This window comes from Pseudomonas sp. S34, from assembly GCF_009866745.1.
Classification (GTDB): Bacteria; Pseudomonadota; Gammaproteobacteria; order Pseudomonadales; family Pseudomonadaceae; genus Aquipseudomonas; species Aquipseudomonas jessenii.
Genome location: NZ_CP019398.1, coordinates 1,005,023 through 1,026,567, shown reverse-complemented (window position 1 = coordinate 1,026,567; position 21,545 = coordinate 1,005,023). Strand labels below are relative to the sequence as shown.

Genomic DNA, 21,545 nt, shown 5'->3' with positions numbered 1-21,545 from the left:
TGGGAGCGAGCTTCCTCGCGATGAGGCCGTCACATTCAAAATTGATGTTGCCTGACACGCCGCCATCGCGAGCAAGCTCGCTCCCACAGGGGTCCGCGTCGTACTCGATATCAGCGATGACGTTAGTCCAATGTGGGAGCAGGCTTGCTCGCGAAGAGGCCGTCACATCCAGCATCAATATTGCCTGACACACCGCCTTCGCGAGCAAGCCCGCTCCCACAGGGGTCAGCGTCGTGCTCGATATCAGCGATGACGCTAGTCCAATGTGGGAGCGGGCTTGCTCGCGAAGAGGCCGTCACATCCAGCATCAATATTGCCTGACACACCGCCTTCGCGAGCAAGCCCGCTCCCACAGGGGGCCAGCGTCGTACTTAAAACTGGTGGCAGCACGGCCCACCAGAATTGCCCCAACAAAAAGCCCCGCTCTTCTCTCGAAGGCGGGGCTTTTCGTTACAGCATCTAAACCTTAAGGCGCGTACGTCAGCAACAACTCCGCCGGCACTTTGAAGTCCAGGGACATCATCACGCTCAACGCGGTAATGGTGAAGATCGAGAACACGAACAGCTTGCGTGCCCAGACCGTGTCATCCACTGCCTTGTAGCCGGTCCAGGCCATGTACAGCCAGTACATGCCCATGGCCGCGGCGACGGCGAGGTAGCTCATGCCGGCGTAGCCGCTGAAGGTCAACATCAAGGTCGCCACGAGGAACGCCAGGATGTAGAGCAGGATGTGCTTCTTGGCCACCTGGATGCCGCGCTTCACCGGCAGCACCGGAATCGATGCGGCCAGGTAATCGTTGAAGCGGAAGATCGCGATGGCGTAGGAATGCGGCATCTGCCACAAGCTGAACATCACCAGCAGGGTCAGCGCGGCCATGTCGAAGGTGTTGCTGACTGCGACGTAGCCAATCACCGGCGGCATGGCGCCCGACAGACTGCCCACCAGCGTGCCGTGAACCGACTTGCGCTTGAGGTACAGGCTGTAGAAGCCGACGTAGATCACGAAGCCGATGACTGCGAACAGTGCGGCCAACGGGTTGGCCACCTTGTACAACAGCGCAACGCCGGCGACACCCAGGACGGTCGCGTAGATCAGGGCCAGTTTCAGGGAGATCAAGCCCTGGACCAGCACCCGGTTCTTGGTGCGTTCCATCTTCAGGTCGATGTCGCGGTCGATGCAGTTGTTGAACACGCAACCGGAGGCAACCACCAGGGACGTGCCGATCATGGCGGCCAGGAAGATGGCCAGATCGACATGCCCTTTGGAGGCCAGGAAAAATCCGCCTGCCACAGAAAGCACGTTACCGAAAATGATCCCCGGTTTGGTGATTTGGATAAAGTGCTTGAGGGACATGCGGACTTACCTCACTTCGCCATCATGAACGTGTGGATGCTGAACATGATCCACAGCGACAGGCCAACCAGCAGGACAATCACGATCGCGGCGAAGACAAACGCAATCACGTTGTTTCGCTGCGCGGCCGAACGGTCCAGGTGCAGGAAGTACACCAGGTGCACCAGCACCTGGACGATCGCGAACGCCAGGACGATCAACAGGGTGATCGACTTCGGCAGTGTCGGGTACATCACCAGACCGAATGGAATGGCGGTCAGGATCACCGACAGGATGAAGCCGATGACGTACGACTTGTAGCTGCCGTGACCGGCGTCGTCGTGGCCATGGTGGGAATGAGCTGGGTTAGCCATTTACATAGTCCCCATCAGATAAACAACGGTGAATACGCAGATCCAGACGACGTCCAGGAAGTGCCAGAACAGGCTCAGGCAGCTCAGGCGAGTCTTGTTGGTCGAGGTCAGGCCATGCTTGTTGACCTGATACATCATGATCGCCATCCAGATCAGACCGCTGGTCACGTGCAGACCGTGGGTACCGACCAGGGTGAAGAACCCGGACAGGAAGCCGGAACGGCTAGGGCCGTAGCCTTCGGAGATCAAGATGTGGAACTCGTTGATCTCCATGCCGATGAAGCCCAGGCCGAACAGGAAGGTCATGGCCAACCAGCCCAGGACCTGCTTCTTGTTGCCCCGGTAGAACGCCAGCATGGCGAAGCCGTAGGTGATCGAACTGAACAACAGCAGAGCGGTTTCGCCCAGCACGTATGGCAGTTCGAAGATGTCGTGGCCCGACGGACCACCCGCTACGTTGTTAACCAGTACCGCGTACACAGCGAAGATCGACGCAAACAGAATGCAGTCGGTCATCAGGTAGAGCCAGAAACCGTATACGGTCATCTCGCCCGAGTCGTGGTGGTCATCGTGCCCATGGTCACCATGGGCGTGTCCAACATTGGTCACTAAATTCGACATGGTTTAAGCCTGTTCCAACGAGGTTTCAACACGGGTGGCGGTGGCCGGGATTTTCCCTGCCGCTACCAGGCGCTTGTGCTGCTCGGCTTCGATGCGCTCGATCACGTCGACCGGCACCATATAGCCTTGATCATCACGGGCCGCGTGGATCACGAAGTAGATCACGGTGCCGGCCAGGCTAGCGATTGCCAGCCACCAGATGTGCCAGATCATCGCGAAACCGAACACCGTCAACAGCGCGCCCATGACCACACCGGTGGCGGTGTTGTTAGGCATGTGGATCGGCTGGTACTTGGCCGGAGCCTTGTACGCGGTGCCGTTTTCCTTGGCTTCGGTGAACGGGTCGATGCAGTCGGCTTTCGGCAGCACGGCAAAGTTGTAGAACGGTGGTGGCGACGAGGTCGACCATTCCAGGGTGTGGGCATTCCACGGGTCGCCGTGTTCGCACATGTTTTCCGGCTTGTTGCGGTCACGCACGCTGACGTACAGCTGGATCAGCTGGCAAGCGATACCCACGGCGATCATCACCGCACCGAACATGGCGACGTACAGGTACGGCACCCACTCAGGGTTGGTGGTGGCGTTCAGACGACGGGTCATGCCCATGAAGCCCAGCGCGTAGAGCGGCATGAACGCGACGAAGAAGCCCGAGATCCAGAACCAGAACGCTGCCTTGCCCCAGCCTTCGTGCAGCTTGAAGCCGAACGCTTTAGGGAAGTAGAACGCGAAACCTGCGATGTAACCGAATACCGCACCGCCGATGATCACGTTATGGAAGTGCGCGATCACGAACAGGCTGTTGTGCAGAACGAAGTCAGCACCCGGGATGGCCAGCAGTACGCCGGTCATGCCGCCGATGGCGAAGGTCACCATGAAGCCCAGGGTCCACAGAACCTGGCTGGTGAAACGCAGACGGCCCTGGTAGATGGTGAATAGCCAGTTGAACAGCTTCACACCCGTCGGGATGGAAATCAGCATCGTCGCCAGACCGAAGAAGGCGTTGACGCTGGCACCCGAACCCATGGTGAAGAAGTGGTGCAGCCAAACCATGAAGCCCAGGATCGAGATCGCGCCCGATGCGTAGACCATCGAGTGGTGGCCGAACAGTTTCTTGCCGGTGAAGGTCGAGATGACTTCGGAGAAGATACCGAACGCTGGCAGGATCAGGATGTACACCTCAGGGTGACCCCATGCCCAGAACAGGTTCACGTACATCATCGGATTGCCACCAAGTTCATTGGTGAAAATGTGGAAATCCATGTAACGGTCAAGCGTCAGCAGTGCCAGGGTAGCGGTCAGGATCGGGAACGAGGCCACGATCAGGACGTTGGCCCAGGTGCAGGTCCAGGTGAAGATCGGCATGTCCATCAGCTTCATGCCAGGGGTACGCATTTTCAGCACGGTGGCCAGGAAGTTGACCCCCGTCAGCGTCGTACCCAGGCCGGATAGCTGTAGCGCCCAGATGTAGTAATCCATCCCCACGCCAGGGCTGTATTGCAGGCCCGACAGCGGCGGATAGGCAACCCAGCCGGTCTTGGCGAATTCGCCGACGCCCAGGGACAGGTTGATCAGCACCACGCCGGAAACCAGCAGCCAGAAGCTCAGGGAGTTCAGGAACGGGTAGGCAACGTCACGCGCGCCGATCTGCAGCGGCACTGCAAGGTTCATCAGGCCGGTGAAGAATGGCATCGCCATGAAGATGATCATGATCACACCGTGGGCGGTGAAGATCTGGTCATAGTGTTCAGGTGGCAGGTAGCCAGGCGAACCCTCGGTGGCCATGGCCAGCTGGGTACGCATCATGATGGCGTCGGCAAAGCCGCGCAGCAGCATGACCATGGCGACGATGATGTACATCACGCCGATTTTCTTGTGGTCGACCGACGTCAGCCACTCGGTCCACAGGTAGGTCCACTTCTTGAAGTAGGTGATTGCAGCGAACAGCGCCAGACCACCGAGCGCGATCATGGCGATGGTCACCATTACGATCGGCTCGTGGAACGGGACTGCTTCCCAACTTAATTTACCAAACATCGTTTACTCCTCTGCCCCGGCAGCTGAATGCGAGTTCATGTCCATTCCTTGCGTAGCGGCCACTTCTTTCTCTTCTTTCTCGTGCTTCACTTTCGGACCCGGTTTCATGCCTTCGTACTTGTCGACGATGGTCTGGAACAGGTTCGGCGTCACCGAGGAGTAGAGCTCGACTGGGTTGTTCTGGCTTTGCTTGGCAAGGGCTGCGTATTCAGCTTGTTCAAGCTGCTTAGGCGCCTTTTTGACTTCACTTACCCAGGCGTCGAAATCTTCCTGGGAAGTTGCGATCGCTTTGAATTTCATACCGGTGAAACCCGCGCCGCTGTAGTTGGCGGAGATACCGTCCATCTCGGCGTTCTCGTTGGCGATCAGGTGCAGCTTGGTCTGCATGCCCGCCATCGCGTAGATCTGGCCGCCCAGCGCAGGGATGAAGAACGAGTTCATCACGGCGTCGGAAGTGATCTTGAAGTTGATCGGGGTGTGCGCCGGGAACACGATCTTGTTGACCGTGGCGATGCCTTGTTCCGGGTAGATGAACAGCCACTTCCAGTCCAGCGCGACCACTTCGATGGTCACAGGCTTGACGTCGGATTCCAGCGGCTTGTACGGGTCAAGGGCGTGGGTCGACTTGTAGGTGACGTAACCCAGGGCAATGATGATCAGCACTGGAACAGCCCACACCGCGATCTCGATCTTGGTGGAGTGGTTCCATTTCGGGGTGTAGGTAGCGTTGGTGTTGGACGCGCGGTATTTCCAGGCGAACAGGAAGGTCATGATGATGACCGGAACCACGACCAACAGCATCAGCAGCGTTGCGGTGATGATCAGGTTTCGCTCATCCAGACCAACCTGGCCCTTGGGATTGAGCAAGGTCATGTTGCAGCCTGACAGCAGCAACGTGCCGATCAGCGGCAATAAGCCTAGTAGTCTGGGGTACCTGTTTTTACTCATCTCACGACCTCTAAAGCAGCTTGCGCAATGCAGTTGGGTTTTGATCGCCAACACTTCACCCTGCCAAGGGTTGGCATTTTTCTTGGATTGAATAAGGGCATGCCCGTCGTGCGTCAGACGCTGTACGACAAATCCCGGGCCTGCGGTGAGTTCTTATTCGAATACGTGGTCAAAGGCCTTGTTACAGACCAATTCCATTTGGTGCGGGTAGTTGGAGGCTCCGACACCTGGGAATCGCATGAAGCCACCAGACCTCTCGACACCCTGTTTCTGCTCACCCCTGGTTAAGATTTGAGCAGTGCCGGGAATTCAGTGCGGGCGATTGTAGATATGTAACGTTCTATAAACCATGTCTCATCCCGAAATAATTTTTATCCGAACCGGCAACAATCATTAACCGTTTTCGCAAAAGTGGCGCATCTTATCGAAATTAATTCTCAACAAAAACACCAAAATAAGTAGGTCTTCCACCCACGGTTCAGACAGTATCGTGTCCCTCTTCTCGGCCCTTGACCTTGCCCAAGGCCCGATATGACGGGGTCTCTGGCCATTCGCCAGAGCCTGTTAAAACTGCCTGTTCGTGCCCGCAATGGAAAAAACCGGAAGCCTGCAAAACAAGCCAATTTCGTTACGTTTCCATGCACCAATCCGGCCTTCTCGAACGCCCTGCGGCACTCGCTCTGTGACAACATGTCGCACACTTGTCGCACCCTTGATTGCCACCCGTCACAGTCTTTTTACCCAGCCTCTGAAATGTGCTCTGCAAGACAAAAAAAGCCCCGGCCCTCTCTTCGAGGACCGGGGCTTTTTTGTCCGACAATGGGAGGCGGCAGTTGACCTCAGCGCAGCGCTTTGCGGTTACGCGAGGTGAGCAACGGCACCAGCACCACAATCAGCACGAAGGCAACCAGCGCCCACTGTGCCAGCGACAGACCAAGGATCGGCGGGTATGGCGTGGAGCAGAAACCATCGACCTGGAAACCCAGCGGGAAGATCTTCGCCAGCGGCAAGTCATCGACAATCGGTTGCAGCACATCGATGCCGCAGCTGACCGCCGGATAGAACTGCGTATAGACGTGATGCCCGGCAACGCCTGCACCTGCCACTGCACAGATCACCACCAGGGTTTCAAACACCGTGATGCTGCGACGGCCGCGCATGGCCGCGCCGATGAAGGCAAAGATCGCGATCAGCAGCAACGCGTAACGTTGCAGGATGCACAGCGGGCAAGGGGCCTCGCCCAGAACAATTTGCATGTACAGCGCGCCGCCGATCAGCGCCAGGCAAATGATGCCCAAAAACACCAGGTAGCGCCGTTCACGCCCCAACTGCATGGATTCATCGCTCATTGCGTTTCCCTTCAATATTTCGATTGCCCGTCAGTCTACACGCTGGCCCGGACCTTTGAGAGTCTGGCGCATGTGAGGGGGATTCGGGGGGAATAGACGATAAGGCGGTTAAGAAGGGATTAACTTTCTGACTTTTTTCAGTTCAGGACCGAGGTGTGGCATTCGCGAGCAAGCCCGCTCCCACATTGGATCTGTGAACGACACGGACCAATGTGGGAGCGGCGGTGCGGCGATCCGACTTGCTCGCGAAGCAGGCGACTCGGTCCCCCGAGCCGCCGCAACCCCTTACTCCAGCGCCGCCGCCGGCCCGAAGAACTCATAACGGCTTTGCTTCTCCGGTACACCCAATGCCTTGAGGTGGCGTTTGATCGCGACCATGAAGCCTTTTGGCCCCAGGAAGTAGGCATCCAGATCGCGCTCTTGCGGCAGCCATTGATGCAACTGCTGCTGGCTCAACAACCCCATCTTGTGCGCCGCCGGGCTCACGCCGTCGTCCTCGGAATAGCAGTAAAAGCGTTTGAGTTGCGGATGACGCTCAGCCAGGCCATCGATCCAGTCGCGGAAGGCATGGACGCTGCCGTTGCGCGCGCAGTGGATGAAATGCACCGGCCGCTGGGTTTCCAGCGCTGCTTCGAGCATTGCCAGGGTCGGGGTGATGCCCACGCCACCGCTGATCAGTACCAGTGGCTTGTCGCTGGCGGTCAGGACGAACTCGCCCGATGGCGGGAACAACTGGATGCTGGCGCCGACATGCAACTGGTCGTGCAGGAAGTTGGAAGCGCGGCCACCGGCCTCGCGTTTGACGCTGATGCGGTACTGGCCTTTGTTTGCCAGCGCCGACAACGAGTAGTTACGACGGATCTCTTCACCGTCGAGGATCAGTTTCATGCCGATGTACTGGCCGGGTTCTGCCAGCAGGATCGGGCCTTTGTCCGCGGGTTCGAAGTAGAACGAAGTGATCTCGGCGCTCTCCTCGACCTTGTCTGCCACGATGAATTCCCGCGCCCCGCGCCAACCGCCCGGTGCCTGTTCCTTCTGGTCGTAGATGCTGGTTTCGGCACCGATCAGGATGTCCGCCAGTTGACCGTAGGCCGCGCCCCAGGCCGCGATCACTTCAGGAGTGGCGATCTCTTCGCCCAATACTTCGGCGATGGCCCGCAGCAGGCAGCTGCCGACAATCGGATAGTGTTCCGGCAAGATCTGCAGGGCCACGTGCTTGTTGATGATCTTGGCCACCAGGTCGCCCAACTGGTCGAGTTGGTCGATATGGCGCGCATACATCAATACGCCGTTGGCCAGGGCACGCGGCTGATCACCGCTGGCCTGGTGGGCCTGGTTGAACAGCGGGCGGACTTCCGGGTATTCGGAGAGCATCATGCGGTAGAAGTGCGTGATCAGCGCCTCACCACCGCTTTCGAGCAGCGGCACGGTGGATTTGACGATGGCACGGTCTTGAGCGCTCAGCATAAGGTGACTCCTGGTCTTCTTGGGTTGCTAACGGACTACCCTATGCTTATCAGCTTTCGTTCCAACTATTTAATCGTTATAAATCAATAACTTAATAACTAAATAGTCATTTAGACACTGCCTGATTTATAGTCATACCGACTACACGGAGTCACTATGACTGCAAAACCCCTGCTCACTGCTCTGCTGCCCCTGGTCGCCGACCTGTCCCGCGAACTGCCCGAGGGCGAACGTTATCGACGCCTGCTGGAAGCCATGCGCGCCCTGCTCCCGTGCGACGCCGCCGCCCTGCTGCGTCTTGATGGTGAATGGTTGGTGCCGCTGGCCGTCGACGGCTTGAGTACCGACACCCTCGGCCGGCGCTTCAAGGTCAGCGAGCACCCGCGTTTCGAAGCGCTGCTCAGCGGCCCCGGCCCGACCCGGTTCGCTGCCGACAGCGACTTGCCTGACCCCTATGACGGCTTGGTCGATGGCCTGGATGATCATCTGGAAGTCCACGACTGCATGGGTTGCCCGTTGTTCATCGACGAGCGCCCATGGGGCCTGCTGACCCTCGATGCCCTCGACCCGGAGCGCTTCGAACCGATCGAACTGGATGCCCTGCAAGCCTTCGCCAGCCTCGCGGCCGCTACGGTCAACGCCGCCGAGCGCATCGAGCGGTTGAACAACCGGGTCGAAGATGAGCATCAGCGCGCCGAGGTCTACCGCCAGGCCAGCGGCCAGCAGAATCGCGAGATGATTGGCCAGAGCAAGGCCCACAAGCGCCTGGTCGAAGAAATAAGCCTGGTGGGCGGCAGCGACCTGACCGTGTTGATCACCGGCGAAACCGGGGTCGGCAAGGAGTTGGTGGCCCAAGCCATCCATGCCGCCTCGCCCCGCGCCGACAAACCGATCATCAGCCTCAACTGCGCCGCGCTGCCCGACACCCTGGTGGAAAGCGAGTTGTTCGGCCATGTTCGCGGCGCCTTCACCGGGGCGATGAACGACCGCCGTGGCAAGTTTGAACTGGCCAATGGCGGCACGCTGTTCCTAGATGAAGTCGGCGAGTTGTCGCTGACCGTGCAGGCCAAGTTGCTGCGGGTGCTGCAAAGCGGTCAACTGCAGCGACTGGGTTCGGACCAGGAGCATCAGGTCGACGTGCGCCTGATCGCGGCGACCAACCGCGACCTCGCCGAAGAAGTACGCAGCGGCCGTTACCGCGCCGACTTCTACCATCGCCTCAGCGTGTATCCGCTGCTGGTGCCGGCCCTGCGCGATCGCGGGCGCGATGTGCTGCTGCTCAGCGGTTACTTCCTGGAGCAGAACCGCTCGCGCATGGGACTCAACAGCCTGCGCCTGAACAGCGACGCCCAGGCCGCGTTATTGGCCTACGACTGGCCCGGCAATGTGCGCGAGCTTGAACATTTGATCGGCCGCAGCGCCTTGAAAGCCCTGGGCAATTGCAAGGAGCGGCCAAAGATTCTCAGCTTGAGCGCAGCCGACCTCGACTTGCCCAGCGCCAGCGTTGAAACCGCTGCCGAGCAACCCGCCATCGCCGCTGTGGCGTTGGTAGCAGGTGATTTGCGCGAGGCGACCGAAAACTATCAGCGCCAGTTGATCGGTGCCTGCCTGGAGCGGCACAACAACAACTGGGCAAGCGCGGCCCGTGAGCTAGGCTTGGATCGGGCGAATCTGGGGCGGATGGCCAAAAGGCTCGGTATGAAGTGATGACCCCATCGCGAGCAAGCTCGCTCCCACAGGATGAGTGAACGACGACGATCTAATGTGGGGGCGAGCTTGCTCGCGATGGCGTCTTACTGTTCACCGCAATTGTTAAAGCCTGCCCCAAACAAGTCGATAACCCGGCATCGAAGTCATTGGCGATCCCTGGATTGCCCGTCACCTTTTTCCAGAGAAGGTTTATATGTCCTCCACCAAAGCCCGCGCAGACTCACTTTCGCTTCTGCTGTTTACCTTGCGCAGCGGCAAGCTGATGGCGATCAACCTGCTCAAGGTCAGTGAAATCATTCCCTGCCCGCCGCTGACCAGGCTGCCGGAGTCACATCCCCACGTCAAAGGCATCGCCACCCTGCGCGGTGCCTCGCTGTCGGTGATCGACCTCAGCCGAGCCATTGGCGAGCGTCCGCTGGAAGACCCGAACGGCGGCTGCCTGATCGTCACCGACGTCAGCCGCTCCAAGCAGGGCCTGCACGTACAGGCCGTGAGCAAGATCGTCCATTGCCTGACCACCGACATCCGCCCGCCGCCCTTCGGCTCCGGTGGTTCGCGTGCCTACATCACTGGCGTGACGTCGGTCGATGGCACCCTGGTACAAGTGCTGGACATCGAAAAAGTCATCCATGGCATCGCCCCGGCACATATCGAAATGGCGCCGACCGAACTGAGCATGGAAGACGCCGAACTGCTCGGCAACGCGCGCATCCTGGTGGTCGATGACAGTCAGGTCGCCTTGCAGCAATCGGTGCACACCCTGCGTAACCTCGGCCTGCAGTGCCATACGGCCCGCAGCGCCAAGGAAGCCATCGACTGCCTGCTGGACCTGCAAGGCACCGCGCAGCAGATCAACCTGATCGTCTCGGACATCGAGATGTCGGAGATGGACGGTTACGCCTTCACCCGCACCTTGCGGGAAACCCCGGATTTCGCGCATCTTTATGTGCTGCTGCACACCTCGCTGGACAGTGCGATGAACGCCGAGAAAGCACGACTGGCGGGGGCGAACGCTGTGCTGACCAAGTTTTCTTCGCCGGAATTGACCCAGTGTCTGATCACCGCGGCCAAGGCTGTCGCCGAACAGGGTTATTGAGTGTTGACCGAAGAATTCTGCTGGCTGATGCGGCGTGACCTCTCTGTCGTCGTGCCGCCCCCTGATTGGCCAACCGGCCTGCAACTGAGCGAATACCGCCCCGAACTGGGCGCCGCCGTGCACCGGTTGATGGAGTTCGGTTATCTCGACGGCGGTGGTCGCGTAGCCGCGCTGGACATGTGGCAACGGCAGTTCGAAACCGATCCGGAATATGACCCGGCCCTGTGCTTCATTGCCCTGGATGCCGAGGAAGTGGTCGGCGTTTGCCAGTGCTGGACCAGTGCCTATATCAAGAACCTGGTGGTGCACCCGCGGTTTCAGGGTCGGGGGTTGGGGCGTGCGCTGTTGTTGCAGGCGTTCAAGATGTTCCAGCAGCGGCATGAAGGTTTCGTGGACCTGAAGGTACGTGAAGACAACCTTCGGGCGCGGCGCTTGTATGAAAGCGTCGGGATGCGCGCGGTTCGCCGGGAGCCGGTTCCGCTCTGACACACCGCCATCGCGAGCAGGCTCGATCCCACAGTTGATGTGTATACACCGTCCAATGTGGGAGTGGGCTTGCTCGCGAAGAGGCCAGCAAAGTCTCCATCTAGCTTTCAGGCATACTCCTGCCTTGGCCACTCAGCCCAAGGAAGCCTGAACCATGAAAGCTGCGCCCCTGATTCTATTCTGCCTCACCGCCCTCACCTCCCAGGCCCACGCCTCCAGCCCCGACGCCTGGGCCACCTACGACAAAGCCGTACTCACCAGTTGCACCAAGGCCAGCGGCCTGAAGGACAGCAAACCGGTCGGCAACGCCGCGCAGTTCGATGACCGGGTCGGCTACACCGCGCTCCTGCTTCAGGGCCAGTACCCGCAAAAGCACATGAAAGGCGCACAAGGCACCGAGTTGTGCCTGTACAACAAAAAGAGCAAAACCGCATACGTCACCGAATGGGACTCCATCCGCCCGGCCGGCAAGGCACACTGAGTGGCGCATAATTTGCTTCGACAGCGGCCTTTGCGGCGGCATTCTGTCGCCGTTTCATGCCCTGTGACGCGAACGAACGCTCGATGAATACAACGTTTTCCTGTGTAGGCTGCGGCAAATGCTGTAACGACCACCATGTGCCCCTGACTCTGGGCGAAGCCCGGATGTGGGCAGCCGATGGCGGTCAGGTGATCGTGCTGGTGGAAGCGTTTCTGGGCAATGGCCTGGGTCTGCCGGTGCACCAACGGGAACACGCCGAACGCCGTTCGGCGGCAGTGCGCAGCGGTGAATCCGAGGCGTACGTGGCCATCACCTTCGCCGCCTACAATGTCGGCCCCTGCCGAAATCTTGACGAAGACAACCTCTGTCGCATCTACGAACGCCGGCCGCTGGTGTGCCGTATCTATCCGATGGAAATCAATCCGCACATACCTCTGAACGCCGCCATGAAGGAATGTCCGCCTGAGTCGTGGGAAAAAGGACCGGAGCTGATTGTCGGTGGTGAGCTGGTCGACCGGGGATTGTCGGAACTGATCCAGCGCTCCCGTCAGGCGGATCGTGATGACATTCTGATGAAGGATGCAATTTGTGCGTTGCTGGGGATTCGCACGACGGCCCTGAAGGGCGACGGGTTTACTGCTTATCTGCCGGATATGGCGGAATTTGCCGCGATCATCGACGACCTGGCCGGGCAAACGTTGCCGCAGTGGAGCAGCGAATGGCGGTTTCATGTGTCGGGGGATGATATTGCCGGGCAAGTGCTGGCCGTAGGTGCGCAAGTGACGGCGGATGCGCTGACGAATTACTCGTTTATTTCGTTGCGGGCGACTTGATTCGGGATTTGCAGTGTTTGTACCGGCCCCTTCGCGAGCAAGCCCGCTCCCACTGGAGGAATGCATTCCAAATGTGGGAGCGGGCTTGCTCGCGAAGACGGCAGATCAGTCACTGCAGACTTAAGAACTCAGCGCTTACCCATCGACCGGCGAGTCCCTGGCGGTGCCATGCCCGGCGTCTTGGTGTGGCCGTTCTTGGCGCCGTTCTTGTACCACGGCTGGTTGGAACCCTTGGCGGCCGCCAGCTCACCCGGCTTGAACGGGAATTTGAAGGCCGGGATCCCGGCTTTGGATTCGCTGTCGGCGCTGGAGTCGACGCTGTCTGGCAGCTCTGCCTGCACGTCGTTCAGGGCGTCGGCGACCGGCGGTTGTTTCGGGGAAGTCATGAAAGCTCCGGGTGGTGCATGAAATGTCGGGCCCGGTGAGCGGGCCGCATGCCACAGTATAAGAAGTGCGGCAGTATAACTGGATGGAGCACGACAAGCTGCAAGCTTGCATAGACCGCCTGACGACTCGCACAAATCCCGCGAAGAATGTTAGCGTGCTCATCATTCTTCACCGCCCGACGAGCCCGCCCGCCCATGAAAAAGACCGTCCTTGCATTCAGCCGCGTCACTCCACCAATGATCGAACGCCTGCAACAGGATTTCGACGTCATCGTGCCGAATCCGAAAAACGGCGACATCAACGCCCAATTCAACGAAGCCCTGCCCCACGCCCACGGCTTGATCGGCGTCGGTCGCAAACTCGGCCGCGCTCAATTGGAAAACGCCACCACGCTGGAAGTGGTATCCAGTGTCTCGGTGGGCTACGACAACTATGACCTGGCCTACTTCAACGAACGCGGGATCATGCTGACCAACACGCCGGATGTGCTCACCGAAAGCACCGCCGACCTGGCGTTTGCCCTGTTGATGAGCAGCGCGCGCCGCGTCGCCGAACTGGATGCCTGGACCAAGGCCGGGCAATGGCAGGCCACTGTCGGTGCGCAGCTGTTCGGTTGCGATGTGCATGGCAAGACCCTGGGCATTGTCGGCATGGGCAACATCGGTGCGGCCATCGCCCGACGCGGTCGCCTGGGGTTCAACATGCCGGTCATCTACAGCGGCAACAGCCGCAAGACCGAACTGGAACAGGAGCTCGGCGCGCAGTTCCGCAGCCTTGATCAACTGCTGGCCGAGGCCGATTTCGTGTGCCTGGTGGTGCCGCTCAGCGAGAAAACCAAACACTTGATCAGCCATCGCGAACTGGCGCTGATGAAACCAGGCGCCATCCTGGTGAACATTGCCCGCGGCCCGGTGGTGGATGAGCCGGCACTGATCGAAGCGCTGCAAAACAACCGCATTCGTGGTGCCGGGCTGGACGTATACGAAAAAGAACCGCTGGCCGAGTCCCCACTGTTCCAGTTGAAAAATGCCGTGACCTTGCCGCACATTGGCTCGGCCACCCATGAGACCCGCGATGCCATGGCCAACCGTGCCCTGGCCAACCTGCGCAGTGCGCTGTTGGGGGAACGCCCACAGGACCTGGTCAACCCGCAAGTCTGGAAGGGTTGAAAAAAGGGCAGGCGTTAAAAGCGCCTGCCCTTAAATACAAAAAATAAAAACAATATCACTCTAAACCTGTAAAAAAACTGTCTGAATACACACCCTGCAATTCAGTCAACAAACAAACAACAAAACCACCCACTAGACTCTCCTTACTTTTCCAGGCACAACGGAAACAATAAAGGAGATCACCACCTTGAATCAACTTACGACAAATAAAGTCATACGCTTCAGCAAAGCCACACTAATGTTATTCATAAGCATTTTTGGATTGCTGGTGATGTATAGCAACTTTACAGACTACGCAACCAACTACGAAAACATCAGTAACATCCTGAGCATGGAGAGCACGGGTGACGACGAGAAGTACAGATACAGGGCCATTACCTCGCACATACTCCATCACCGCATCTACTGGCTCATCATTACACTCGAGGTTATCTACACGCTCTTTTTCATGATCGGAACCTGTTATCTTTATAAAAACCTGAATAGCAGCGCAGAAGAATTCCATGAAGCCAAGAAGCCCGCGATTATTGGACTGCTCATTGCGCTCTTGCTTTACTATGTCGGCTTTCAAGTTATCGGCGTGGAATGGTTCAACATGGACCAGTCACAAGCCTGGAATTACAAAGACTGGACCCGGCATATTGTCGATTTCATACTACCGCTGCTGATTTATATTGCGATCAAAGTCGAGCACTGAGGACTTCAGCGCTCGATGAACGTCATCTCAAGCGAGCTTGCTACTCCCCTGTACCAAGCGTGGTTTGGGCTTGCGAAACACCAGTACGTTACCCGACATCACCAATACCAGCCCCAACAGCGCCGGCATCGTCCACTGATACCCCTCGGCGAACGCCGACACGTTGAGTGCCACCACTGGAAACAGCACTGTGCAGTACGCAGCCCGCTCTGGCCCCATGCGGCCGACCAGGGTCAGGTAGGCGGTGAAACCGATCACCGATCCCGGAATCACCAGGTACAACAGTGACCCGATGTAACGCGTGCTCATCTCCATGTCGAAGGGAATGCCTTTGACCAGGCACCACACGGTTAGCATCGCTGCCCCGTAAGCCATGCCCCAGGCATTGGTGGTCAGCGGTTTGAGACCGGCCTTCTGTTGCAGGCTCGAAAGCATGTTGCCCGCCGAGAAACACAAGGTGCCGCACAGGGCCAGACCAAGGCCGAGCAAGGTTTCCGGGCTGGCGGTATGCCCGGCCAGCTCCGGCCAGAACAGCAGCCCCAGCCCAAGCAGGCCCAACGCACCGCCCATCAGCACATTGCGGGCAATTCTCTGACCGAAGAACACCCGCGCGTTAAGGGCATTCCACAGAGTGGCGGTGGAAAACACCACGGCCACCAGACCGCTGGGGATCCACTGGCTCGCGGTGAGGAAGCACATGAAGTTGACGCAGAACAGGCACAAGCCTTGAGCCAGGCAGATCAGATGCCCGCGACGGTTCATCACTTGCAGGCGTCGGCTGAGCAGCAGGATCACGAACAGCACCAGTGCGGCGAGGCCGAAGCGATACACGATCGACACGGGAATGGCCACCACGCCCAGTTGCCATTTCAAGGCAATCCAGGTGGTACCCCAGATCAGCACGGTCAGCAGGTACAAAGAAAGGTTCATGACTAAGGCTCCTCGCTAGGTGCCCAGTGTCCGGCGCCACACCTGGGCGCACTTGCATAAACTTGCGCTTTTGTCTGGCGACAGGCTGGCAGGCGCACGTCTACGGAGTAGGATGCGAGGCGTTGGATGCAGGTGTTAGAGAGCAACGATCATGGCGGCACTGGATACCCTACAAGTCTTTCAAGCCCTCAACCGCTCGCCGAATGCTCGCCTTGAGCACAGCGCCGAGCTCGGTGACGGCTTGTCTGCAGCCTTGTGGAGCAATCACCATGACGCTCAGGAATACGAAGCGCCCAGCCACCACACGTTGTCCTGTTACCTTGCCGGCGGCACCGGCACCTTTCGCCGCGACCAGCCCGGCAACAAGGGTGGTCCGGACAAATTGTGCATCCTCCCCGCCGATCACCAGTCAGGCTGGGTGATCAATGGCGATATTCGCCTGGCACACCTGTATTTCAGCCCCGAACAATTTGCCCTTGGCTGCGTCACCCTGCTCGATCGCGAGCCCCGGGAAATGCAGCTGCGCGAGCAGACCTTTCTCGATGATCCGCAGCAGGCGCTGCGCTTTCGGCAGTTGGTCGCCTTGAACTGGGGCGAGCCGGGCGAGCGCCTGCTCACCAGCAGCCTGGCGCACGAACTGCTCAGCCATGCCCTGCTCAGCCAGGTCAACGTGCGTCAGGGCTTGCGCCTTAAAGGCGGGCTGGCCGCGCACCAGCGCCGGCATCTGGTGGAGTTCATCGACAGCCATCTGGACGAGGCCATCAGCCTCGGTCAATTGGCGGCGTTGTGCGCGTTGTCCGAATACCACTTCGCGCGGATGTTCCGCGAAAGCTTCGGCTTGCCACCCCATCAGTATGTGCTGGCGCGGCGCCTTGAACGGGCGCGGGAGTTGCTGCGCACGACCTCGCAACCATTGGGGGAGATTGCACTGGCTTGCGGTTTTGCCAGCGCCAGCCATTTCACCAACCGGTTTCGCCAGTCACTTGGCGGGACGCCCGGTGAATATCGACAGGCGTTTTTGCGCTAGGCCCGATTTTTTATCGCCTGTACTGCCACCTTCGCGAGCAAGCCCGCTCCCACAAGGTTTGGTGGTGCTTACCTGTTTTGTGGCTACCCTATTCCCCTGTGGGAGCGAGCTTGCTCGCGATGAACGATGACACGGTCTATCGTCAGAACTCCAAGGTGCTCGACAACGTCACCTGCCGCGAATCCCCCATCGACACAAAGAACCGACTCGCCGCCGAGGTGTAGTAGGTGCGATCGAACAGGTTCTTCACGTTGAGCTGGAACTTGACCTTCTGCCCTTCGACCCTGGTGTCGTAGGTGGCGAACGCATCGGCCACGGTGTAGCTCGGCAGGTCGAAATCGTTCACCGCGTTGCCCGCGCGCTCACCCACATAACGCGCCCCGGCGCCGACCCGCAGTTGATCACCGCCAATGACGCTGCCGAAGTCATAGACGGCCGACAACGAGCCGCTGTTCTTCGCCACGTTCTGCAACTGATTGCCTTTGTAATCCGGGTCTTCGGTGACTTCGGCATCGGTATAGGCGTAGCTACCGATCATGCTCCAGCGATCGGTGAGCCGACCGCTCAGGTCCACCTCCAGGCCACGGGAACGCACTTCACCGGCGGCACTGTAAATCGTGGTCGGACCTTCGGCGTTGGCCACCAGCACATTGCGCTTCTTGATGTCGAACAGTGCGATGTTGCCAGTAACGCGGCCCGGCAGATCAAGCTTGGCACCCAGCTCCCAGGACTTGGCTTCTTCCGGCGCGATACCGCCGTCAAGCACGGTACTGCTGCCGCTCAATGGCGCGATGGTCGAGTTGGGTTTGAACGACTCGGTGTAGCTGCCGTAGAACGACAAGGCATCGGTGTATTTGTACACAAGGCCCGCGCGCGGTACCCATTTCTGCCCGTTGCTGTCGGTGTTGGCGTGGAACGGTACGCCTTTGCCGGCGTACTGGTCGTACGCCTGGAAACGCGCGCCGGCCACCAGAATCCACTGGTCGGTGAGGTGGATGGAGTCCTGGAGGAAGACCGAATCGCTGCGCAGTTCATCGGTTTGTGCGCTGTCGGGCGCACTGACGGTGGTGCCCGGCACTTCACGACCATAGACAGGGTTCACGTAACTGAATGTGGTCAGGCTTTTCTGGCGGATCAGGTCTTCGCGGTAGATCTTGCGGTACTCATCGTCGATACCGAACAGCAGGTCATGCTGCATGCCGAGCACATTCACGTTGCCTTCGAGGCTGGCGGTGGTGAACCGGTCGGTGCTGATCGCATTCTGGGTGCCGTCCATGTTGCGGGTCAGGGTGCCCTTTTTGGTGTCGATGGCGGTCACGCGCACCTGGCTGGCATCGTAGGTTTCGCGGTTCCAGCTGTAGCCGAAATGGGCTTTCCAGTTGTCGTTGAGTTCGTGATCGGCCTCGAAGTGATAGAGGTCCGAGCGCCCTTCCATGTTGTTGAACGGTTCGTCGAGACGCTCGTTGCGCGAGATGTCCAGCGGATGGTTGGTCCGTGGATCGATCAGCGTGCCGCGGTCGAACGGTGTGAGGAATTCGCGGTGCTCATAGGAGAACAGCAGCTTGGTGCTTTCGCCGTACCAGGCCAGCGACGGCGCGATCAGGCTCTCGCGATGCACACCGAAGTTACGCCAGTAATCTTCGTCTTCGTAGTCCAGCACCATGCGGTAGGCCAGTCCGGAATCGCCGAGGGCCCCGGTGCTGTCGAGGCTGCCACCGCTGCCGTTCTTGCCGTCGTCATAGCTCGAACCGCGCGCGGTCAGCGCATTGTACCGCTCAAGCTCGGGCTTCTTGCTGACCATATTGACCACGCCACCCGGATCCTGGATGCCATAGAGCAACGAGGCCGGGCCCTTGAGCACTTCGACCCGGTCCACGCTGGCGTTGAGGCCACGCCCCTGCACGATCGGCATGCCGTCGCGCATGATCGAGCCGTTACGGTTGTCGCCAAAGCCACGGACCATCACCGAGTCCTGGGTGCTGCCCAGGGTGTTGGCCTGGGTGATGCCGCTGACATTGGCCAGCGCGTCATCGAGATTGCGCGGCACCTGGTCGCGGATGACCTGGGCCGGAACGACGTTGATCGTCTGCGGGATCTCCTGTACGGGGGCCGAGGAGCGCATCACTGACGTGATGGGTGGCGGTTGATAGCTCATGGAGTCATCCATCACCGAGGTGATGGTGGTCGCACCCAGGTTCAACGCCCCTTCAGTCGGCCGTGGTTCCAGTGCAATGGTGTGGCCGTCGGTGCGACGGAACGTCAAGCCCGAACCAGTCAGCAGACGTTGCAGAGCCTGTTCGGCGCTCATCTGGCCATTGATGGCCGGCGCATTGAGACCGTACGGCGCCTCATCGGTGTAGACGATGCTGATGCCGGTCACTCGGCTGAAATCGCTCAGGGCCTGGGGCAACGGTTTGGCGGCCAGCGCGAAATTGAATTGCCCACGCGGCTGACTGCTGCCTGCCTCTGCGGCCAGCGCTACGCTCAGCGGCAACAAGGCCAATGCCGAAAAGCTCAACGCAGACACACCCAACCATTGTTTGACCGAACCCGATTTTGCCCTGGACTTCATGACTCATGACCTGTGTAGAACCGCAACGGATGCGAATGACTCGCAGTTTCAGTCACTACACGGATGGCAATCGGGTTTACCTCAGCAAAAACTTTAAAATATTTTTACTTGAGTGGTTGGGTGTCTGATCTGCCGTCTTCGCGAGCAAGCTCGCTCCCACAGGTATTGAGTCGGCCACAATATTGGGGCAACACATAACCCCGTGGGAGCGAGCTTGCTCGCGATGAGGCCGGTCGCCTCAACGCAAAATAATCAGATGCCCCAAAACCTGATGCTGCTCAAACCCCAACACCCCCTGCAACGAACTCAACACCGCCTGCGGGTTCCTGCTCGGAAAGCTGCCACTGACCCGACGCCTCGCCAGTTCATCATTGAGCAACACGATCCGTCCGGGGTAATAGCGCGCCAAATCCTGTACCACATCGGCTAACGTCGCCTTGTAGTAATTGAGCCAGCCCTGGCGCCATGCCAACTGCGCTTCGCTGTCCACCGAGTGGAGTGTTTGCGCCGAGCCTTCGCCATAGGCCACTTGCTGGCCGGCGGTGAGCACTTGCTGATCGGCTTTCTGGTGCGCCGTCACGCCAACCCGTCCCGACAGCACCGTGACCTGTGCACCGTGGGGCTGCAACCGGACTTCGAACTGCGTGCCCAGGACCCGCGTCTGGCCTTTCTCGGCGTCCACCACAAACGGCTCGCCGGTGTGGGTAACGCTGAAAAAGCCGGCGCCGCGACGCAATTGCACATGCCGCTCACCGCGACTGAAATCCACGGCGATGGCGCTGTCGGCATCCAGTGTCACCTGCGACTGATCGGCCAGGGTAACGGTGCGAATTTCCCCCGGTGCCGAGACGTAATCCGCCCCCAGGTCATCAATCCAACGCATAGGCTGCCAGCCTGTACCGACACTGATCATCAACAGCAGACACGCGGCCATCGCCAGCGCACCGGACCAGCGCCCGAGCGTGCTGCGCCGCGGCTTGTCCATGGCGTTGAGATAGCCCTGCAAGGCAAAAGCGTCTTCATCGGCGAGTGTGCGCGCCGGTCCTTCGCTCAATTCCCACAGGACCTGCGCCCGGGCATAGGCCTCGGCATGGGCGGGGTCGGCCCGCAACCATTGGCTGAACGTCGCCTGGTCACCGCTGTTGGGCTGGTCATGCAACAGGCTCAGCCAGGCCAGCGCGGCCTGCTCCTGCGCCGGCGTCGGGGTGACGCGTTTGAAGTCGTTCACGGTGCTGTCCCTGGCGTACGCGGTTCGGGTTCCCGAAGGCTGGCCTTGCAGGCTTCGAGGGCGCGCATCATATGTTTTTCCACGGCACTTTGGGACAAGCCCATGGCCTTGGCGATCTCGGCGTATTTGCGGCCGTGAATGCGATTGAGCAAGAAGATCTGCCGCGTACGCTCCGGCAAGGCGCGCAACGCGGCTTCGACATGGCGCAGATCGTTGCCCGCCTCCAGCGCCGCTTGCGGTCCGCTGCCATGGCTGTCTGGTGATTCCACCATCAAACCTTCGCTGGCCCGGACCCGCGTGCCTTCACTGCGCAAGTGATCGATGGCGATGTTGCCGGCGCAGCGCAGCAGGTAGGTGCTGAGTTCCTCGACTTGCACCAACGGCCGCCGCCAGAATCGCAGGAACAAATCCTGTACCAGGTCAGCCGCCGTCGCCCGACAACCGACACGCCGGCTCACCAGTGCTTCCATTTGCGAACGCTGGGAGAGAAACACCTGGAGAAAATGCGCACGGTCCCCGCGCTGTGGATCGCGCTCGATATCGCGGGGTTCGGGAGCAGAGTGATCATCGTTCATGATTCGACCTGAAAACCGGGGAGGCCACGACAGCGTCAGGGGACCGGAAAGGCCGCAATATTAATGATAAATATTCTCATATGCAAAAGGATCGGGTGCAGCCCTTTATTACGCCCGTTGGTTGCACCGCAAACCTGGCTACCATGGCCATCGAATCCAAAAGCCACCGAAAACAAAACGGGCCTGCAATGCAGGCCCGTTTTCATGGGAAGGTAAAAAAGTGAATCA

21 protein-coding genes are annotated in these 21,545 nt (G+C 59.4%); 9 read left to right on the top strand and 12 right to left on the bottom strand.

All coding sequences use genetic code 11. From position 1 onward, the window contains the following. Positions 1-466: 466 nt before the first annotated feature. From cyoE to cyoA, 5 genes are read right to left on the bottom strand one after another with little or no spacing between them, the layout of a single operon-like run. Positions 467-1,354 carry a heme o synthase gene (gene cyoE, locus PspS34_RS04430; RefSeq protein WP_057716357.1) on the bottom strand — a complete coding sequence of 296 codons (888 nt, stop codon included), beginning with the start codon at positions 1,352-1,354 and terminating at the stop codon, positions 467-469. A gap of 11 nt (positions 1,355-1,365) precedes the next feature. Further along, entirely contained in the window at positions 1,366-1,707 is a 342-nt protein-coding gene (cyoD, locus tag PspS34_RS04425) for a cytochrome o ubiquinol oxidase subunit IV (RefSeq protein WP_090453161.1), read from the bottom strand. Further along, positions 1,708-2,328: a cytochrome o ubiquinol oxidase subunit III gene (locus tag PspS34_RS04420; RefSeq protein ID WP_030128695.1), complete on the bottom strand. Its 621-nt coding sequence runs from the start codon at positions 2,326-2,328 to the stop codon at positions 1,708-1,710. It abuts the gene before it with no gap. 3 nt (positions 2,329-2,331) lie between these two features. Then, complete coding sequence (gene cyoB / locus PspS34_RS04415) at positions 2,332-4,362, bottom strand: cytochrome o ubiquinol oxidase subunit I (protein ID WP_015093557.1); 2,031 nt, start codon at positions 4,360-4,362, stop codon at positions 2,332-2,334. Between the two features lie 3 nt (positions 4,363-4,365). Beyond that, on the bottom strand, positions 4,366-5,310 hold the full coding sequence (cyoA, locus tag PspS34_RS04410; protein ID WP_057716359.1) for a ubiquinol oxidase subunit II: 945 nt from the start codon (positions 5,308-5,310) through the stop codon (positions 4,366-4,368). 27 nt (positions 5,311-5,337) lie between these two features. On the opposite strand from cyoA, the gene PspS34_RS04405 reads away from it, so the two are divergent. Further along, positions 5,338-5,598, top strand: a complete 261-nt coding sequence (locus tag PspS34_RS04405; RefSeq protein WP_102669135.1) for a hypothetical protein — start codon at positions 5,338-5,340, stop codon at positions 5,596-5,598. Between the two features lie 551 nt (positions 5,599-6,149). Here PspS34_RS04405 and PspS34_RS04400 read toward each other — a convergent pair. Together PspS34_RS04400 and hmpA are read right to left on the bottom strand one after the other, a co-directional pair. Beyond that, positions 6,150-6,659 carry a disulfide bond formation protein B gene (locus tag PspS34_RS04400; RefSeq protein WP_154861630.1) on the bottom strand — a complete coding sequence of 170 codons (510 nt, stop codon included), beginning with the start codon at positions 6,657-6,659 and terminating at the stop codon, positions 6,150-6,152. A gap of 285 nt (positions 6,660-6,944) precedes the next feature. Beyond that, positions 6,945-8,126, bottom strand: a complete 1,182-nt coding sequence (gene hmpA / locus PspS34_RS04395; protein ID WP_154861628.1) for an NO-inducible flavohemoprotein — start codon at positions 8,124-8,126, stop codon at positions 6,945-6,947. 156 nt (positions 8,127-8,282) lie between these two features. On the opposite strand from hmpA, the gene norR reads away from it, so the two are divergent. From norR to PspS34_RS04370, 5 genes are all read left to right on the top strand, one after another. Further along, positions 8,283-9,833: a nitric oxide reductase transcriptional regulator NorR gene (gene norR / locus PspS34_RS04390; RefSeq protein WP_150815167.1), complete on the top strand. Its 1,551-nt coding sequence runs from the start codon at positions 8,283-8,285 to the stop codon at positions 9,831-9,833. A gap of 196 nt (positions 9,834-10,029) precedes the next feature. After that, positions 10,030-10,932: a chemotaxis protein gene (locus tag PspS34_RS04385; protein ID WP_154861626.1), complete on the top strand. Its 903-nt coding sequence runs from the start codon at positions 10,030-10,032 to the stop codon at positions 10,930-10,932. Between the two features lie 27 nt (positions 10,933-10,959). Continuing rightward, positions 10,960-11,418 carry an N-acetyltransferase gene (locus PspS34_RS04380; RefSeq protein WP_174245533.1) on the top strand — a complete coding sequence of 153 codons (459 nt, stop codon included), beginning with the start codon at positions 10,960-10,962 and terminating at the stop codon, positions 11,416-11,418. Between the two features lie 154 nt (positions 11,419-11,572). Beyond that, positions 11,573-11,899 carry a hypothetical protein gene (locus PspS34_RS04375; RefSeq protein WP_150815344.1) on the top strand — a complete coding sequence of 109 codons (327 nt, stop codon included), beginning with the start codon at positions 11,573-11,575 and terminating at the stop codon, positions 11,897-11,899. 83 nt (positions 11,900-11,982) lie between these two features. Further along, positions 11,983-12,732, top strand: coding sequence for a YkgJ family cysteine cluster protein (locus tag PspS34_RS04370; RefSeq protein ID WP_154861624.1), 750 nt, complete (start codon positions 11,983-11,985; stop codon positions 12,730-12,732). A 128-nt stretch (positions 12,733-12,860) separates the two neighbouring features. Here PspS34_RS04370 and PspS34_RS04365 read toward each other — a convergent pair whose 3' ends face one another. Continuing rightward, positions 12,861-13,118, bottom strand: coding sequence for a hypothetical protein (locus PspS34_RS04365; RefSeq protein ID WP_090453154.1), 258 nt, complete (start codon positions 13,116-13,118; stop codon positions 12,861-12,863). A 195-nt stretch (positions 13,119-13,313) separates the two neighbouring features. Here PspS34_RS04365 and PspS34_RS04360 point away from each other — a divergent pair, with 195 nt between their 5' ends. Both PspS34_RS04360 and PspS34_RS04355 read left to right on the top strand, forming a co-directional pair. Further along, positions 13,314-14,288 carry a D-glycerate dehydrogenase gene (locus tag PspS34_RS04360; protein ID WP_102669128.1) on the top strand — a complete coding sequence of 325 codons (975 nt, stop codon included), beginning with the start codon at positions 13,314-13,316 and terminating at the stop codon, positions 14,286-14,288. Between the two features lie 187 nt (positions 14,289-14,475). After that, the gene (locus PspS34_RS04355) at positions 14,476-14,985 is read left to right on the top strand and encodes a DUF2165 domain-containing protein (protein ID WP_154861622.1); all 510 of its coding nucleotides are present in this window, start codon (positions 14,476-14,478) and stop codon (positions 14,983-14,985) included. A gap of 27 nt (positions 14,986-15,012) precedes the next feature. Here the strand turns inward: PspS34_RS04355 and PspS34_RS04350 are convergent, their stop codons facing one another. After that, entirely contained in the window at positions 15,013-15,915 is a 903-nt protein-coding gene (locus PspS34_RS04350) for a DMT family transporter (protein WP_057716370.1), read from the bottom strand. A gap of 151 nt (positions 15,916-16,066) precedes the next feature. Here PspS34_RS04350 and PspS34_RS04345 point away from each other — a divergent pair, with 151 nt between their 5' ends. Beyond that, a complete protein-coding gene (locus PspS34_RS04345; protein WP_154861621.1) occupies positions 16,067-16,942 on the top strand; it encodes an AraC family transcriptional regulator in 876 nt (291 codons plus the stop codon). 142 nt (positions 16,943-17,084) lie between these two features. Here the strand turns inward: PspS34_RS04345 and PspS34_RS04340 are convergent, their stop codons facing one another. From PspS34_RS04340 to PspS34_RS04330, 3 genes are all read right to left on the bottom strand, one after another. Next, positions 17,085-19,514: a TonB-dependent receptor gene (locus tag PspS34_RS04340; RefSeq protein WP_154861619.1), complete on the bottom strand. Its 2,430-nt coding sequence runs from the start codon at positions 19,512-19,514 to the stop codon at positions 17,085-17,087. A 238-nt stretch (positions 19,515-19,752) separates the two neighbouring features. Further along, on the bottom strand, positions 19,753-20,742 hold the full coding sequence (locus PspS34_RS04335) for a FecR family protein (protein ID WP_154861617.1): 990 nt from the start codon (positions 20,740-20,742) through the stop codon (positions 19,753-19,755). Next, complete coding sequence (locus tag PspS34_RS04330) at positions 20,739-21,317, bottom strand: RNA polymerase sigma factor (RefSeq protein ID WP_154861615.1); 579 nt, start codon at positions 21,315-21,317, stop codon at positions 20,739-20,741. Before PspS34_RS04330 ends, PspS34_RS04335 begins: the two co-directional genes overlap by 4 nt. Positions 21,318-21,545: the final 228 nt, after the last annotated feature.